General features: G+C 66.2%; 18 protein-coding genes. 13 read left to right on the forward strand and 5 right to left on the reverse strand.

Annotated elements, in window-relative coordinates; genetic code table 11:
* A partial coding sequence (locus X803_RS21285; protein WP_035777650.1) for a beta propeller repeat protein occupies window positions 1-467 on the reverse strand: 467 nt, incomplete at its 3' end.
* Between the two features lie 167 nt (window positions 468-634).
* On the opposite strand from X803_RS21285, the gene X803_RS0102690 reads away from it, so the two are divergent.
* Complete coding sequence (locus tag X803_RS0102690) at window positions 635-1,513, forward strand: DUF4031 domain-containing protein (protein ID WP_026543920.1); 879 nt, start codon at window positions 635-637, stop codon at window positions 1,511-1,513.
* A gap of 93 nt (window positions 1,514-1,606) precedes the next feature.
* Window positions 1,607-2,236, forward strand: coding sequence for a TetR/AcrR family transcriptional regulator (locus tag X803_RS0102695; protein WP_026543921.1), 630 nt, complete (start codon window positions 1,607-1,609; stop codon window positions 2,234-2,236).
* Window positions 2,237-2,240: 4 nt separating this feature from the next.
* Here the strand turns inward: X803_RS0102695 and X803_RS20885 are convergent, their stop codons facing one another.
* The gene (locus X803_RS20885; RefSeq protein ID WP_026543922.1) at window positions 2,241-2,486 is read right to left on the reverse strand and encodes a hypothetical protein; all 246 of its coding nucleotides are present in this window, start codon (window positions 2,484-2,486) and stop codon (window positions 2,241-2,243) included.
* Between the two features lie 50 nt (window positions 2,487-2,536).
* Between X803_RS20885 and X803_RS0102705 the strand changes: the two genes are divergently transcribed.
* The 10 genes from X803_RS0102705 to X803_RS0102750 all read left to right on the forward strand — a co-directional run bounded on the left by X803_RS0102705 (window position 2,537) and on the right by X803_RS0102750 (window position 9,898).
* Window positions 2,537-3,928 (forward strand): MATE family efflux transporter, encoded by a 1,392-nt coding sequence (locus tag X803_RS0102705; RefSeq protein ID WP_051470384.1) that lies wholly within the window; start codon window positions 2,537-2,539, stop codon window positions 3,926-3,928.
* Between the two features lie 37 nt (window positions 3,929-3,965).
* A complete protein-coding gene (locus tag X803_RS17390; protein ID WP_051470385.1) occupies window positions 3,966-4,556 on the forward strand; it encodes a hypothetical protein in 591 nt (196 codons plus the stop codon).
* A gap of 38 nt (window positions 4,557-4,594) precedes the next feature.
* Window positions 4,595-4,930, forward strand: coding sequence for a hypothetical protein (locus tag X803_RS0102715; RefSeq protein WP_026543924.1), 336 nt, complete (start codon window positions 4,595-4,597; stop codon window positions 4,928-4,930).
* 15 nt (window positions 4,931-4,945) lie between these two features.
* The gene (locus tag X803_RS0102720; protein WP_026543925.1) at window positions 4,946-5,377 is read left to right on the forward strand and encodes a DUF1761 domain-containing protein; all 432 of its coding nucleotides are present in this window, start codon (window positions 4,946-4,948) and stop codon (window positions 5,375-5,377) included.
* 103 nt (window positions 5,378-5,480) lie between these two features.
* On the forward strand, window positions 5,481-5,843 hold the full coding sequence (locus tag X803_RS17395) for a helix-turn-helix transcriptional regulator (RefSeq protein ID WP_051470386.1): 363 nt from the start codon (window positions 5,481-5,483) through the stop codon (window positions 5,841-5,843).
* Window positions 5,844-5,852: 9 nt separating this feature from the next.
* Complete coding sequence (locus X803_RS0102730; protein ID WP_026543926.1) at window positions 5,853-6,431, forward strand: HhH-GPD-type base excision DNA repair protein; 579 nt, start codon at window positions 5,853-5,855, stop codon at window positions 6,429-6,431.
* A gap of 157 nt (window positions 6,432-6,588) precedes the next feature.
* Window positions 6,589-7,566 (forward strand): EamA family transporter, encoded by a 978-nt coding sequence (locus X803_RS0102735; protein ID WP_026543927.1) that lies wholly within the window; start codon window positions 6,589-6,591, stop codon window positions 7,564-7,566.
* A gap of 84 nt (window positions 7,567-7,650) precedes the next feature.
* Window positions 7,651-9,132, forward strand: a complete 1,482-nt coding sequence (locus X803_RS0102740; protein WP_026543928.1) for a DUF1538 domain-containing protein — start codon at window positions 7,651-7,653, stop codon at window positions 9,130-9,132.
* A complete protein-coding gene (locus X803_RS0102745) occupies window positions 9,129-9,479 on the forward strand; it encodes a P-II family nitrogen regulator (RefSeq protein ID WP_026543929.1) in 351 nt (116 codons plus the stop codon). The genes X803_RS0102740 and X803_RS0102745 overlap by 4 nt, the downstream gene beginning before the upstream one ends.
* Window positions 9,480-9,508: 29 nt before the next feature.
* Window positions 9,509-9,898, forward strand: coding sequence for a CBS domain-containing protein (locus X803_RS0102750; RefSeq protein ID WP_026543930.1), 390 nt, complete (start codon window positions 9,509-9,511; stop codon window positions 9,896-9,898).
* A 35-nt stretch (window positions 9,899-9,933) separates the two neighbouring features.
* Here X803_RS0102750 and X803_RS0102755 read toward each other — a convergent pair whose 3' ends face one another.
* From X803_RS0102755 to X803_RS0102765, 3 genes are read right to left on the reverse strand one after another with little or no spacing between them, the layout of a single operon-like run.
* Complete coding sequence (locus X803_RS0102755) at window positions 9,934-12,219, reverse strand: heavy metal translocating P-type ATPase (protein WP_026543931.1); 2,286 nt, start codon at window positions 12,217-12,219, stop codon at window positions 9,934-9,936.
* Window positions 12,220-12,255: 36 nt separating this feature from the next.
* Window positions 12,256-12,480 carry a heavy-metal-associated domain-containing protein gene (locus X803_RS0102760; RefSeq protein ID WP_026543932.1) on the reverse strand — a complete coding sequence of 75 codons (225 nt, stop codon included), beginning with the start codon at window positions 12,478-12,480 and terminating at the stop codon, window positions 12,256-12,258.
* A gap of 25 nt (window positions 12,481-12,505) precedes the next feature.
* Complete coding sequence (locus X803_RS0102765) at window positions 12,506-12,823, reverse strand: metal-sensitive transcriptional regulator (RefSeq protein ID WP_035777656.1); 318 nt, start codon at window positions 12,821-12,823, stop codon at window positions 12,506-12,508.
* Between the two features lie 131 nt (window positions 12,824-12,954).
* Here X803_RS0102765 and X803_RS0102770 point away from each other — a divergent pair, with 131 nt between their 5' ends.
* Window positions 12,955-13,590, forward strand: a complete 636-nt coding sequence (locus X803_RS0102770; RefSeq protein WP_026543934.1) for a DUF305 domain-containing protein — start codon at window positions 12,955-12,957, stop codon at window positions 13,588-13,590.
* The last annotated feature ends 106 nt before the right edge of the window (window positions 13,591-13,696 follow it).

Genomic DNA, 13,696 nt, shown 5'->3' on the forward strand with positions numbered 1-13,696 from the left:
AGCACGCTGTGCGCAGCTGCCCCGCCGAAGCCTGCGCCCCACTCGGAGCGGTGCGGGTGATCCCACAGGCCGCGGTTAAGTTCGAAGTGCTCGCCGCCGTCGGTCGATTTCCAGACCGAGATCGGCTCACAGCCCGCCCACACCACTCCCGGGCGTTCCTCGGAATCCGGCTGCAGCTGCCAGATCCTGCCCAGTGCGGTCTCGTCGGATTCCGCGAACTTGATGGCGCCCTGCTCGGGTTCGGACCAGGTGGCGCCGAGGTCATCGGAGTACACGACGGTGGGGCCCCAGTGCCAATCCATCATGCCCACGAGGATGCGGGTCCGCCCGCCGCGGGTATCGATCCCCACGCTCGGGATCTCCGTCATGAGGTGGTGGGGCTGCGACAGCATCCAGTTGTGCCGGTCCGTGCTGGTTGCGAGCCACAAGCCCTTCTTGGTTCCAATGGCGAGGAGGGTGGTTTCCATGGGTGCTCGATTCTTCGAAGCGGAATACGCGGGCTGCCCTGGACACACCAACATCAGGCGCACCGCATGTAGACACTGTAAACAATGGCACAGCGGCCGGAGGCTGTACAGGGGTTTTGTGGAAGGCCTTTCCAAGCGGGAAACGCCGGGCCAGTACGCTTGCTTTCATGGCCGTGTACATCGACCCGCCGCTCTGGCCCGCGCACGGCACGGTCTTCTCCCACCTGATCTCGGACACCTCCCTGACCGAGCTCCATGCCTTCGCGGCCGGGGCCGGCGTCACCGAACGCGCGTTCGACGTTGACCACTACGACGTTCCCGCGCGGCGGTACCACGAGCTGGTCCGGCTCGGAGCCCGGGAGGTCGACTGCGGCTCGCTCGTCCGCCTGCTCATCGCCAGCGGGCTGCGGGTACCCGCGAAGCGGAGGCCGGAGCGTATCCGGAAGTCCCTGCTGCAGCGCTGGGAACAGACCCTCCCCGACGCCCCCGGGCTCGGAAACGACCTGCTCGACCGGTGGTCCGAGCCGCACCGCCGCTATCACACCGCAGAACACCTGCTGGAGGTGCTGGAGGCGCTGGACCTCCTTTTCACCGAACACGACGACGCCGGAACCCGGCAGTACGTCCGCCTCGCCGCCTGGTTCCACGATGCGGTCTATGCCGGCCGGGCCGGAGAGGACGAGGAAGCCTCGGCTGCACTCGCCGAATCCGCTCTCACGCCCTTTCTTGACCACCCAGCTGAAGTCCGGCGCCTGGTACTGCTGACCGCATCGCATGCCGCCGGCCGGGGTGACCGGGCGGGGGAGTTGCTGTGCGACGCAGACCTGGCCGTACTGGGCCGCCCACCCGCTGCGTACCGGCGGTACGTGGCGGCTGTGCGGGAGGAGTACGCCCACGTATCGGACGCCGACTTCGGCCGGGGCAGGTCCGCCGTCGTCGAGCGCTTACTGACCCTGGACCCGCTCTACCGCACAGCCGAGGGCAGGAGTCTGTGGGCGGCCACCGCCCAACAGAACCTTGAAGGTGAGCTGGCCTCGCTGCGCTGAATCTCGCTGCGCTGAATTCCGTAGGGCCACAGAGGCACCGGTGGCAGACTTGTTTACAGTGTTCACATAAGTCTGGTCGGTAAGGAGGCTCCGGTGGCGCACCGCAAGCGCAGCACCTACCGCCACGGCGACCTCCAGCGGGCCCTCGTGTCCGCTGGAACCGACCTTGCCCGCGAAGGCGGCCCCTCCGCCGTCGTGCTTCGCGAAGTCACCCGCCGGGCCGGCGTGACACCGAACGCCGCGTACCGGCACTTCGAGGACAAGAACGCGCTGCTGCACGCGGTGTCGCTGGCGGCGCAGGCCGAGCTGGCCGGTTCAATTGAGGCGGAGCAGGCAGCCATTCCTCCCCATGACGACGCCGGCTCGGTTGCCAAGGCGCGCCTGCGCGCGGTCGGCGCCGGTTACCTGCGCTTCGCGCAGACCCAGCCGGGACTGTTCCGCACCGCGTTCGTGGGACATACGGATCTTCGTGATGCGGCCACCGCCGAATCCGCAGGCCAGAGCGGCCTGACTCCGTTCCAGTTGTTGTCTGCGGCATTGGACGGACTGGTTGAGTCCGGTGTCCTTCCCGCGGAGCGACGTCCGGGAGCGGAGTTTCTCGCGTGGTCGTCGGTGCACGGGCTGGCGATGCTGGAGATCGACGGACCGCTGCGGAGCCTGGACAGTGAGCAGCGGGCCTTTGCGGCCGGGCGGCTGCTGGAGATGGTCGAGAAGGGGCTGTGACTTTTCAGTCCTCGCGTTGCCCGGAACCGCGAACCCGGGCACGGTGGCGCAACACCTGGCCCCGCGCGAAGAGAGCGATGGCTGCCAAAATCAGCACAGCACCGATGGCGAGCAGCACACCGGAGCCAGGAGGGACGGCCGCACCGCGTGCTGCTGCACCCGCGAAATCGGAGATCCCCTGCGGGATGAAGAGGGTGCTGAGGAACATCAGGACACCGCCGGCGATGAAATGCTTTACCTCAGTTTTCATGGACGTCCCTCTGTAGCGAAAGCGAGTATCAAGCCTAGCAATTCGTTGGCATGAACAGCGCCTCCGGATCGTCAGCGGCGGCGTCTAAGCTGGGTCCCGTGACCACCACCGTTCCTGACCGGCGGCAGCTCGGGCGCTCCATTCTCCGGCTTGCCGTGCCGGCCTTCGGCGCGTTGATCGCCGAGCCGCTGTTCCTCCTGGCGGATTCGGCAATCGTCGGCCATCTCGGCGTCAATGAACTCGCCGGCCTGGGCCTGGCATCCACGGTGCTTCAGACCGCCGTCGGGCTGATGGTTTTCCTTGCCTATTCCACTACGCCGGCGGTCGCCCGCTTCCTCGGCGCCGGGCGCCTGCAGGATGCGCTGGCGGCGGGGCGCGACGGCGTGGGGCTGGCTCTGCTGCTCGGGGTTGTGCTGTCGGTGGCCGGCTGGATCTTCGCGCCGGCGCTGGCGGCCGGGATGGGTGCGGAGGGTGCGGTACATCAGTTCGCCGTTGACTACCTACGGTTCTCCATGCCGGGGCTCACGGCCATGCTCGTTGTCCTCGCGGCAACCGGCGTGCTGCGGGGGCTGCAGGACACCCGCACACCCCTGGTGGTGGCGGCGGCCGGCTTTGGAGCCAACATTGTCCTCAACTATCTGCTCGTGTACGGCGCGGGCCTTTCGGTGGCCGGCTCCGCACTGGGAACCAGCATTGCGCAGTGGGGAATGGCTGCTGTTTACCTGGTCATCATCTACCGTTCCTCACGCAGCAACGCGGTGACCCTTCGCCCCACCTGGCGGGGAATCCGCGCAACAGCGCACGTAGGCTCCTGGCTGATGCTGCGGACCGCCAGCCTCCGCTTCGCGATCCTCGCGACGGTACTGGTCGCGACCTCGCAGGGGCCGGTGTCCCTCGCAGCCCACCAGCTGGTGATGACCGTCTTCACCTTCCTCGCCTTCGCGCTGGACGCGCTGGCCATCGCCGCGCAGGCGCTCATCGGCAAGGAACTCGGGGCGGGAAACCGGGCGCTCGCGCATGCGCTGACCCGCACCATGATCCGCTGGGGCGTAGCCTTCGGAGTGCTCACCGGCGTCCTGCTGGCGGCCGCCGCGCCGTTCCTCGACTGGATCTTCACCTCGGATCAGGCGGTGCAGGCCGCGTTCACCGCCGGTCTCTGGGTGCTCGCCGCGGCGCAGCCGGTCTGCGGTTACGTGTTTGTGCTCGACGGCGTTCTGATCGGCGCGGGCGACGCGCGGTATCTGGCGATTGCCGGCGTCGTCAACCTTGTTCTCTATCTTCCGCTACTGGTCCTGGTGTCAACCGCCGGCCTGACCGGGCTGGCGGGCATCGTCTGGCTGTGGGCGGCGTTCGGCGGCGGATACATGGCCGCGCGGGGGCTGACCCTCGGCTGGAGGGTACGGAATGATCGCTGGATGGTTACCGGTGTGGCAGCGGACTAAACTTGCACCGTCCACCAGGCCAACAGGAAGGCAGACCATGGGTGCCGAAGCGGCAGGAACGCCTGCGCTGCCCGGGCTCTGGCGCGCGTTTTTCCTGCATGCCGCGGTGGCCGGCTGCTTTGGACTGCTGACCATCTTCTGGGCGGAGCCGTCCGTCCATGTGATGTCCGTCGCCGGCGGGTTCTACTTCCTGGGACTCGCTGCAGCGGTCCACCTCACGGGGCGGAGCCTGCGCAGCCAGGACGCAGTGCCCGCCTGGCTGACACGCACAGCGCCTGTATTCCTGGCGATCGTCGGGCTGCTGAACCTGTGGATCCATACCGACGGTGTGTTCGCGCAGACCGGTGCACTGGCGCTGGTCCTGATGGGCGTGGTGTACCTGCTTGTCTGGGCGCGCAACCGCGGCACGCATGCCGCAGCGCGGGACTTCCTTCTGACCGGGAGCGTGGCCGCGCTGACCGGCGTCCTGTTGCCGCTCTTCCAGGCTCTTGGAGCGCACGCCCTGCTGGGTGTGGCCGGGGGCGGCGCGGTGATCACCGCCGTCGTACTTGCGCTCGCGGCGCTCAGCTACCGCCATGATGCGGCCGCCACGCCCGGTCCGGCCGCCCGTACCAAGCCCGTAAACTAGGTTTCTACTATCCGTAGAAAAATTGAGGAGAAGGAACCGTGTCCAGTCAGGTCAAGGGCGTGAAGGGTCCCCTCATCTTCTCTGCCGTTCTTGCGGCGATTGCCGGTGCCGCAACCATGGTTTTCGCCACGGGGGGCGGCACCCGTGAGCTCCGGATCGACCTCGGACTCACCGCCGCAGGCATCGCCTTCATCGCCTCGCTGGTGATCAGCGCTCTGCTGCTGATGACCGAGAAACCCAACGCCGAACACCTCGGGAAGGGAACCGGCGTCAACCGCTCGTCGGCGAAGATGAAGCGCGGCGCGGCAAACCTGGATGAGCACGGCAACCCCCGCGGCACCGGCCCGGGGACTCCCGGCGAAGACCCCCGCTAAGAGAAGGAGAGCGCCATGGCTGTACCCGAAATCAATGTGCTTGCCGTCATCATCGCCACACTCTCCACCATGTTGGTCGGCACCGTCTGGTACACGCCCCGGGTATTCGGGAACTACTGGATGCGCACCGCGAAGGTGAACCCCAGCGGTGAGGCGAAGGACGCGCTCAAGCCGATCCTCATCACCCTGGTGGTCAGCTTCATCAGCGCCTGGGTGCTGGCGGGAAGCGCCGCGATTGCCCAGGAATTCTACGGCGGCAACTTCCTGGTCAACACCCTCGTCACGGCCGTCATCCTGTGGGCCGGCTTCACGGCCTCCCGGTTTGTCACCCATGACGCATTTGAGGGCCGCCCTGCCGGGCTCACCGTACTCAACAGCGCCCACGAGCTTGTCACCTTTGTGGTCATGGCACTCGTCATCGGTCTCTTCGGCGTCAGCGGCGCATAGGGCGCGGCTATTCCGCCGCATCCGGCGCCCGTCGGGGCAGGAGTAGCGTAGGAAGCGGGGCCACCACACAGGTGGGAGACGCGACAGGAAGCAAGGGGGCGCCATGTCGGGGGATGCAACAGGCTCATCGGCCGCGGACGGCGCTGCCGGCCGCCCCTCGTGGACCATTCTGACCAATCATGGGCACGTGCTGCTGGCAGTGGCCGCGGATCCCAACCTTCTCGTGGAGGAAATTGCGCAGCGTGTCGGCATCACTCGGCGCGCCACGCTCCATATCCTGAAGGACCTTGAGCAGGCCGGCTATATCCACCGCTTCAAGGATGGACGCAGGAACCGGTATGTGGTGGAGGGGGACCGGCCCTTCAGGCACCCTGCCGAATCACACCACGACGTCGGTTCCCTCCTGAAGATCTTCATTGACGAGGACCGGGAGGCCGGCGGTCCGGACACCGCCGCCGGTCGCTAGCATGGACCCATGGCGCCCAACGTAAACATCACCGGCGACAGCGAGGCCGATCAGCTGCTGTCCACGAACCCCCTCGCTCTCCTGATAGGCATGCTGCTTGACCAGCAGGTTGCCATGGAGACGGCTTTTGCCGGACCGGCCAAAATCAGGGAGCGTCTGGGCAGCCTTGACGCTGGCGCCATCGCAGACCACGACGCCGACAGTTTCGTGGAGCTGTGCCGCACCCCTCCGGCGGTGCACCGGTATCCCGGGAACATGGCCGGGCGCATCCAGTCGCTGTGCCGCACCGTGGTGGACGAGTGGGACGGCGACGCCTCAGCCATCTGGACACGGGACAGCCCTGATGGCCCTGAGGTGCTTCGACGCCTGAAGGCTCTTCCAGGCTTCGGCGAGCAGAAGGCTAAAATCTTCCTTGCCCTCCTCGGGAAGCGGTACGGCTTCAGCGAACCGGGCTGGCGCGAATCCGCCGGGTCCTACGGGGAGGAAGGCAGTTACCGGTCCGTCGCGGACATCGTTGACCCGGAGTCTCTCGCGAAGGTGCGGGACACCAAGCGTGCAGCGAAGGCCGCCGCGAAGCAGAAGGCCTGACCCCCGCAGCCCCGACCGGGCGTCTGGAACGGTGCCCGGCGTAGAATCTCGCAGCAGCTGGGATGTAATGAGCATAAGTCGTGTTGACCTATAACGGACCCAGGGTCTAACGTCATGACCATAAACCTTCTTTGGTTATGACGTCACGAGGAGACCCATGAGAAGCGGAACCGTTACGGGCCTGTGGTTCGCCCTGCTGTCGGCTGCCTCGTTCGGCGTCTCCGGACCCTTCGCGAAGTCGCTGCTGGAGATCGGCTGGAGTCCGGGGGCCGCTGTCGGCGTCAGGATCGGCGGGGCCGCCCTGGTGCTGGCTGTGCCGGTGATCGTCGGGCTCCGCGGCCGCTGGGGCACTCTCCGGCGGAACGGCCTGACGCTGATCATCTATGGAGCAACAGCCATTGCGCTGTGCCAGTTCTTCTACTTCAGCGCCGTGCAGCGGATGTCTGTCGGTGTCTCCCTACTGCTGGAGTACCTCGCGCCCGTGCTCATTGTGGGATGGCTGTGGGTGCGCTCGCGCCGTGCACCGAGCAGGCTGACGGTCAGCGGCTCAGCGGCCGCCATGCTGGGATTGCTCCTGGTCCTCGACCTCACCGGTGACCAGCGCCTGGATCCGGTGGGCGTGCTGTTCGGGCTGGGTGCCGCCGTCTGCCTCGCCGTGTTCTTCGTCATGTCGGCAAAGGCCGACGACGACCTGCCGCCGCTGATCATGGCCGGCGGCGGGATGATGGTCGGCGCCCTCACCATCCTGGTTCTCGGACTCGCAGGGGTGATGCCCTTCGCTTTCACGTTCCAGGATGTGACGCTCGCCGGGCGGCAGGCCCACTGGCTTGTACCGGTGCTGGTGCTGGTCATCATCGCTACCGTGCTTGCGTATTTCACGGGCATCCTCGCGGCGCGCGGCCTCGGCTCGAAGGTGGCGTCCTTCGTAGGACTCACCGAAGTCATGTTCGCGGTCCTCGCCTCCTGGCTGATTCTCGGGGAGCTTCCCTCAGCCATCCAGCTGCTCGGTGGGGCACTCATCGTCGGAGGAGTGATCCTCGTGCGTATCGATGAACTGCGCCGGATGCCGGACGCCGCGGATCCCCTCGACCAGCCGAACGTCGTCGAGCCCGTTCCCACCACCGGAGCCGGCTGACCGCTGAAGAGTCTGGACACCGCTCCGCACTAACCGACAGACTGAGGATCAGAGCACTCCCACATCCACCCGGGGAGAGGTCCAGTGGAGCACCTCAGCAGGTTCGCAGCCGAACTCCTGAAGTCGCTGGGCAATCTGGTGCCCATTGTGGCCGTGGTGGTCATCTTCCAGGTGTTCGTGTTCCGGGCGGTGCCGGACAATCCGCTCGCACTCCTGGGCGGGCTGGCGATTGTCGCCGTCGGCATTGCGCTGTTCCTGCACGGGCTGGACCTGAGCATCTTTCCGGTGGGCAAGAACCTGGCCAACCAGTTTGTCCGCCGCGGGTCGCTGGGACTGCTGCTGCCTTTCGGTTTTGCCATCGGGTTTGCCGCCAGCATCGCCGAGCCGGCGGTCATTGCGGTCGCCGAACAGGCGCAGCTGGTCAGTGCGGGGCGGATCAACGCGGTTGTGCTCCGCTTTGTCATCGCGGTATCGGTGGGACTGGTGCTTGTGGTGGGCGTACTGCGCGTCCTGCGTGGCTGGGCGATCCACAAGCTCCTGATCGCCGGTTACGCTGCGGCCCTTGGACTGACGTTCATTGCGCCGCCGGAGATAGTCGGCCTGGCGTATGACTCCGGAGGGGTGACCACCAACATTGTGAGCGTCCCCCTCATTGCCGCGATCGGCCTCGGGCTGGCCAACTCCCTCCGCGGCCGCAGCGTGCTGACCGACGGGTTTGGGCTCGTGGCCCTGTGCGTCATGGTTCCCACGATCGGCGTGCAGCTGTACGGCATCTGGGTGTACACCTTCGGAGCGGCCGGCGCGGCACCACCGCCGGAATCCGGCGAGGATCCGGGCGCGTGGGTTGCGAACATGATCTTCGGCCTGGCCGGCATCTTCAGGGACGTCCTGCCGATCGTGGCCGTGGTGCTGTTCTTCCAGTTTGTCGCCCTCCGTCGCCGCCTGGTGCACCCGCTGCGCGTCGTCGTCGGCTTCTTCATGGTGCTCCTTGGGCTCTATGCCTTCGTCGGAGGCCTGAAACTCGGATTGTTCCCGTTGGGTACGCTCATGGCGCAGCAGCTGATCGAGCAGGGGGCCCCGGCGCTCATCCTGCTGTTCGCGGTCCTGATCGGTTTCGCGGTCACCATGGCGGAGCCCGCCCTGCTTGCCATCGGCGAACAGGCGGAGGAAGCGGCGCCCGGCCGGGTCAACGCGTTCGCCGTCCGGATGATTGTGGCGTGCGGGGTTGCCCTCGGGATCGGGTTTGGAACCTACCGGATCCTGGTGGGCGGGCCGTTCCACTACTTCATCATGGCCGCGTACGCCGTTGCTCTTCTGCTGGTGTTTCTGGCGCCGAAATACGTTATTCCGCTGGCGTTTGATCTGGGTGGAGTGACGACGTCGGAGGTCACCGTGCCGCTGGTCACTGCCCTGGGCATTGGGCTGGCTACGGCAGTGGAGGGCCGCAACGAACTGATCGACGGATTCGGATTGATTGCCTACGCTTCCATCTTCCCTGTGATCGCCGTCATGGTGTATGCCATGGTGATGGAGCAATTTCCCCGCCTGCGGAAGGAAAAGCCATGAAGTTCACCGCGATTGTTGTCATTGCGCCCGATGACCTGGAAGACAGGGTGATCAGGCACGCCCAGAAGGCCGGGGCCTCGGGGATGACCATCCTGCACGGCAAGGGAATCGGGGGTGAAACCAGGACAACCTTCTTCGGCCTGACCTTCGAGGGGACCCAATCGGTGCTGCTGATGGTGGTCGGGAGCCACCTGACGGCGCCCATCCTGAAGGAGCTCCACGGCATTCTGGTCCGCGGCACAGACTCCCTTGGCCTTGCGTTCGCCATTCCCATTGAGCACCTGACGGGGATTGACCTGCGCCAGGTCGTCAAGTTCGAAGAGCGGCTCCGTCACGATGACAGCTGAAACCGACCGCGCAGTTACGAGGAGGAACGATGCTTACCGTTAACGACGTCATGGTCCCCGAGGTGGTGACCATTTCGCCCTACAGCACGCTGCGCGAGGCGCTCACCGCCATGAAGGAGCGCCAGGTGAAGAGTCTGGTGGTCGAGCGGCAGCACGCGCACGACGCCTACGGGATGCTGAGCTATCGTGAGCTCCTGCAGACGGTGGTCGCCGAGGAGGGTGACGTTGACCTCCTGAACGTCTACGACGCCGCCACCATCCCCTCCATCGCCGTCAACAAGGATCTCTCCGTGCGGCAGGCCGCTGCGCTGATGAGCAGGTATCAGCTCAGCCGCCTGGTGGTGGTGGAGGGGAACCAGCTGGTGGGCCTGCTCGCGATGAATGACATTCTGGCCCGGCTCATGGAGGACCTCACGTAGCCGAGGAGTACCTGCGGGAGACTACTTGCCGGACCCTACTTGCCGAACCGGCGCAGCCGCAGCGAGTTCGCGACCACCAGCACGGAGCTCGCCGCCATGGCCGCACCAGCGATCATCGGGTTCAGCAGGCCGAGTGCGGCAACGGGGATGCCGATCGTGTTGTAGAAGAACGCCCAGAACAGGTTGGCCTTGATGGTGCCGAGCGTCTTCCGGGACAGCTCGATCGCCTGGGCTACCTGCTCAAGGCTGTTGCCCATCACGGTGAGGTCAGCGGCTTCGATGGCGACATCGGTGCCGGACCCCATGGCGATGCCGAGGTCCGCCTGGGCCAGTGCTGCGGCGTCATTCACGCCGTCCCCGGCCATCGCCACCGTGGCGCCGCCGGACTGGAGCCGCTTCACGGCGTCGACCTTGCCTTCGGGGAGGACGTCGGCCATGACATCCTCCGGCGCGATGCCCACTTCCGCCGCGATCTTCCGCGCAACGGCGGCGTTGTCGCCGGTGAGCAGCATCGGCCGCAGCCCCAACTCCTTCAGTCGGGCAATGGCTGCAGCCGAGGATTCCTTCACGGTGTCCTGCAGGCTGACCAGCCCCGCGACCTCCCCGTCCACGGCGACCCAGATGGCGGTGGAACCGGCCTCCTGTGCCGCGCTGAGAGCCGAGCGATGCGCATCGGTGATGACGACGTCGTTCTCCTCCAGCCAGCCGGCACGTCCTGCCAGCACCGTGGAATCCTCCACCGTGCCGCGCACGCCGCCGCCGGCGGAGCTTGTGAAGTCGCTGACCCGGGGGTGCCCGGGGCTCGCCGCGGCGATCGCCTGGGCGATCGGGTGCTCACTGGCGGACTCGACGGCGGCAGCAAGGGCCAGCACCCCGTCCCGGCCGTGTGAGCCGAGGACGACGACGTCGGTCACCGCCAGCTTCCCGCTGGTCACGGTGCCGGTCTTGTCCAGGACGATGGTGTCGACCGTCCGGGTATCTTCCAGCACCTGCGGACCGCGGATCAGGATGCCCAGCTGGGCGCCCCGCCCGGTGCCGGTGAGCAGGGCCGTGGGCGTCGCGAGTCCCAGCGCGCACGGGCAGGCGATGACCAGCACCGCGACGGCGGCGGTGAACGCGGCCTGCACGTCCCCGCTGAACACAATCCACGCCACGAACGTGAGCACGGCGATCACGAGGACCACGGGCACAAACACGGCGCTGATGCGGTCAGCCAGCCGAGCGATCGGCGCCTTGCCGCTCTGCGCCTGGCTGACCAGCCGGCCCATCTGCGCGAGCGTTGTTTCGCTGCCCACGCGGGTTGCGCGGACGATCAGGCGTCCGGAGGTGTTGATGGTTGCTCCCGTGACCGTGCTGTCCGGACCCACCTCCACCGGGAGGGATTCACCGGTGATGAGGGAGGTGTCCACCGCGCTGCGCCCGTCCACAACAAAACCGTCGGTGGCGATCTTCTCGCCCGGGCGAACCACAAACTCGTCACCATGGACCAACGACGACGCCGGCACCTTCACTTCAACACGCTCACCATTGCGCTCGCGGAGCACCGTGGCATCCTTCGCGCCGAGGTTGAGGAGTGACTTCAGGGCGTCACCGGCCCGCTGCTTGGCGTTGGCCTCCAGGTACCGGCCCAGCAGCAGGAAGGTGACGACGACGGCGGCAACCTCGAAGTAGAGCGCGTGGGCGCTCATGTCCATGCCGACGTGCGCTGTCACCATCGGGTCGGCGAGGAGCTGGCCGAGCGAGAAGAAGTACGCGGCGGTGACGCCGATGGACACCAGGGTGTCCATTGTGGAGGAGAAGTGCCGGGCGTTGATCGCCGCGGCCTTGTGGAAGGACCATGCCGACCACGTGACCACCGGTGTGCTCAGTGCCAGGACCACCCAGCCCCAGTGTGGGAACTGCAGTGCGGGGATCATGGAAATGAGGAACACCGGCACGGTGAGGACGGCGGCCGTGATGAGCCGCGGGCGCAGCTGCGAGGCTGTCCCGCCGTGGGACATGTGTTCGTGTCCACCGGCTTCCAGTCCATCCGCCGCGGGTTCGCCGTCGGATGAAGGCCCCGGCGCGTGCTGCGGCTTCTTCAGCTGTGCGGTGTAGCCCGTGGCGTTCACCGTGTTCACGATGTCTTCGTCGGAGATGTGCGCCGGAGCCGTCACTACCGCTGATTCCAGCGGCAGGTTCACACTTGCTTCCACGCCGTCGAGCTTGCCCAGCTTGCGCTCCACCCGTCCCACGCAGGAAGCGCAGGTCATGCCCTGGATATCCAGTTCAACGGTTCTGGTGGTGGCGGCTGCCTCGGCAACATCCGGTTCGGTGGTCATGATGGTCCTTCCAGGCCGGCTGGTGCCGGCGTTGTGTTACGCGTCGTTGGAGACGACCACGTAGCCGGCTTCAGCGACTGCCTCGCCGATCTGCCCGGGGTCGATGTCACCCTCGGAGGTGACCGTTGCGGTGGAGATGCCGCCCTTGTTCAGGTCCACGGTGACGTTCTGGACGCCGTCGATCGCCGAGATCTCCTCGGTGACGGAATCAACGCAGTGGCCGCAGGTCATTCCGGAAATGCTGACGGTGGTGGTGCTCATGAGTGTTCTCCTTGTGTGGGGTGCGTCAGCGCAGCAGCCGGCTGATCGCCGCTGAGGCTTCCTGCACTTTTTCATTGACCGCCCGGGGGTCTCCGGACGCCTGGGATTCATTCGCGGCACCGACAACACAGTGCGCAATGTGCTCCTCGAGGAGCCCGATGCTGACGGCGTGCAGGGCCTTGTTGACCGCGGAGACCTGGGTGAGGACGTCGATGCAGTACTTGTCCTCCTCAACCATCCGCGCGATTCCGCGCACCTGACCTTCGATGCGCTTGAGCCGGCGGAGGTAGGCCTCCTTGTCGGCCGTGTAGCCGTGCTCTGCCTCAGTGGTTGTCTGCGTCATGATTCCTCCCGGGTTGCTGTTCCAATCTATACCCGTGGGGGGTATGCGTCAAGTACCCCCTAGGGGTATGTGTCGGGAACGTTCAGCAGGGTGCCCTACGTTAGATACCAAGACACGAAAGGCAAATCCTCATGACCCTCAACCTTGAGGCGTGGCAGAAGCGCGTCCTCCTCATCCTCGGTATCGTCGCAGTGGCCGGCCTGTTCGCCCTTGCGTTCACCGCGGGAAGGGTGGCGGCGACTCCGCAGAGTCCTGGAAATGACAGTCCCGACGCAGGCTTTGCCCGGGACATGCAGGTCCACCATTCCCAGGCCGTTGAGATGTCACGCATCATCCGTGAACAGACGGACGACGTCGTCCTGCGCACCATTGCGTATGACATCGCCATGACCCAGCAGCACCAGATCGGCCAGATGTACGCCTGGCTCCAGGAATGGGGGCTGCCGCAGAGCTCGGATGCCGAGCGCATGGCCTGGATGGCCGGAAGCGGGCACGCACACGACGCCGGCGGCACCGTCCCCGCTGACGGACTTATGCCGGGCATGGCCACGCCCGGGGAGATGAAGGCTCTTTCCGAGGCGACCGGTGAGGACGCCGAGAGGCTCTTTCTCGAGCTCATGATCGAACACCACAAGGCTGGGGTGGACATGGCCGAGGCCGGCGTGGAACTGGCTGCCGAATCTGAAGTGCGTGAGCTCGCTCGAAAGATGGCGGCGTCCCAGGAGCTGGAAATCACCGCCATGGAAGACCTCCTGGCGCAGTTGTAGGTGCATTGCCCGGTAAGTTAGAAACCGAACCCCCTGAGAGAACAGAAGGAATCAGCGCGTTGAACAAGAAGCGAGCCCAGGAGAATGCCGACCGCCAGGCGCGGCT

It is taken from the genome of Arthrobacter sp. 35/47, assembly GCF_000520475.1.
GTDB classification, from domain to species: domain Bacteria; phylum Actinomycetota; class Actinomycetes; order Actinomycetales; family Micrococcaceae; genus Arthrobacter_D; species Arthrobacter_D subterraneus.

Bases quoted from the DNA above. Each gene is read 5' to 3' on its own strand.
- X803_RS20885 (WP_026543922.1), bottom strand. From the start codon at position 2,486: ATGAAAACTGAGGTAAAGCATTTCATCGCCGGCGGTGTCCTGATGTTC.
- X803_RS0102730 (WP_026543926.1), top strand. From the start codon at position 5,853: ATGGCGCCCAACGTAAACATCACCGGCGACAGCGAGGCCGATCAGCTG.
- X803_RS17390 (WP_051470385.1), top strand. From the start codon at position 3,966: ATGGGTGCCGAAGCGGCAGGAACGCCTGCGCTGCCCGGGCTCTGGCGC.
- X803_RS0102770 (WP_026543934.1), top strand. From the start codon at position 12,955: ATGACCCTCAACCTTGAGGCGTGGCAGAAGCGCGTCCTCCTCATCCTC.
- X803_RS0102745 (WP_026543929.1), top strand. From the start codon at position 9,129: ATGAAGTTCACCGCGATTGTTGTCATTGCGCCCGATGACCTGGAAGAC.
- X803_RS0102755 (WP_026543931.1), bottom strand. From the start codon at position 12,219: ATGACCACCGAACCGGATGTTGCCGAGGCAGCCGCCACCACCAGAACC.
- X803_RS0102765 (WP_035777656.1), bottom strand. From the start codon at position 12,823: ATGACGCAGACAACCACTGAGGCAGAGCACGGCTACACGGCCGACAAG.
- X803_RS0102690 (WP_026543920.1), top strand. From the start codon at position 635: ATGGCCGTGTACATCGACCCGCCGCTCTGGCCCGCGCACGGCACGGTC.
- X803_RS0102760 (WP_026543932.1), bottom strand. From the start codon at position 12,480: ATGAGCACCACCACCGTCAGCATTTCCGGAATGACCTGCGGCCACTGC.
- X803_RS17395 (WP_051470386.1), top strand. From the start codon at position 5,481: ATGTCGGGGGATGCAACAGGCTCATCGGCCGCGGACGGCGCTGCCGGC.
- X803_RS0102750 (WP_026543930.1), top strand. From the start codon at position 9,509: ATGCTTACCGTTAACGACGTCATGGTCCCCGAGGTGGTGACCATTTCG.
- X803_RS0102735 (WP_026543927.1), top strand. From the start codon at position 6,589: ATGAGAAGCGGAACCGTTACGGGCCTGTGGTTCGCCCTGCTGTCGGCT.
- X803_RS0102720 (WP_026543925.1), top strand. From the start codon at position 4,946: ATGGCTGTACCCGAAATCAATGTGCTTGCCGTCATCATCGCCACACTC.
- X803_RS0102705 (WP_051470384.1), top strand. From the start codon at position 2,537: ATGAACAGCGCCTCCGGATCGTCAGCGGCGGCGTCTAAGCTGGGTCCC.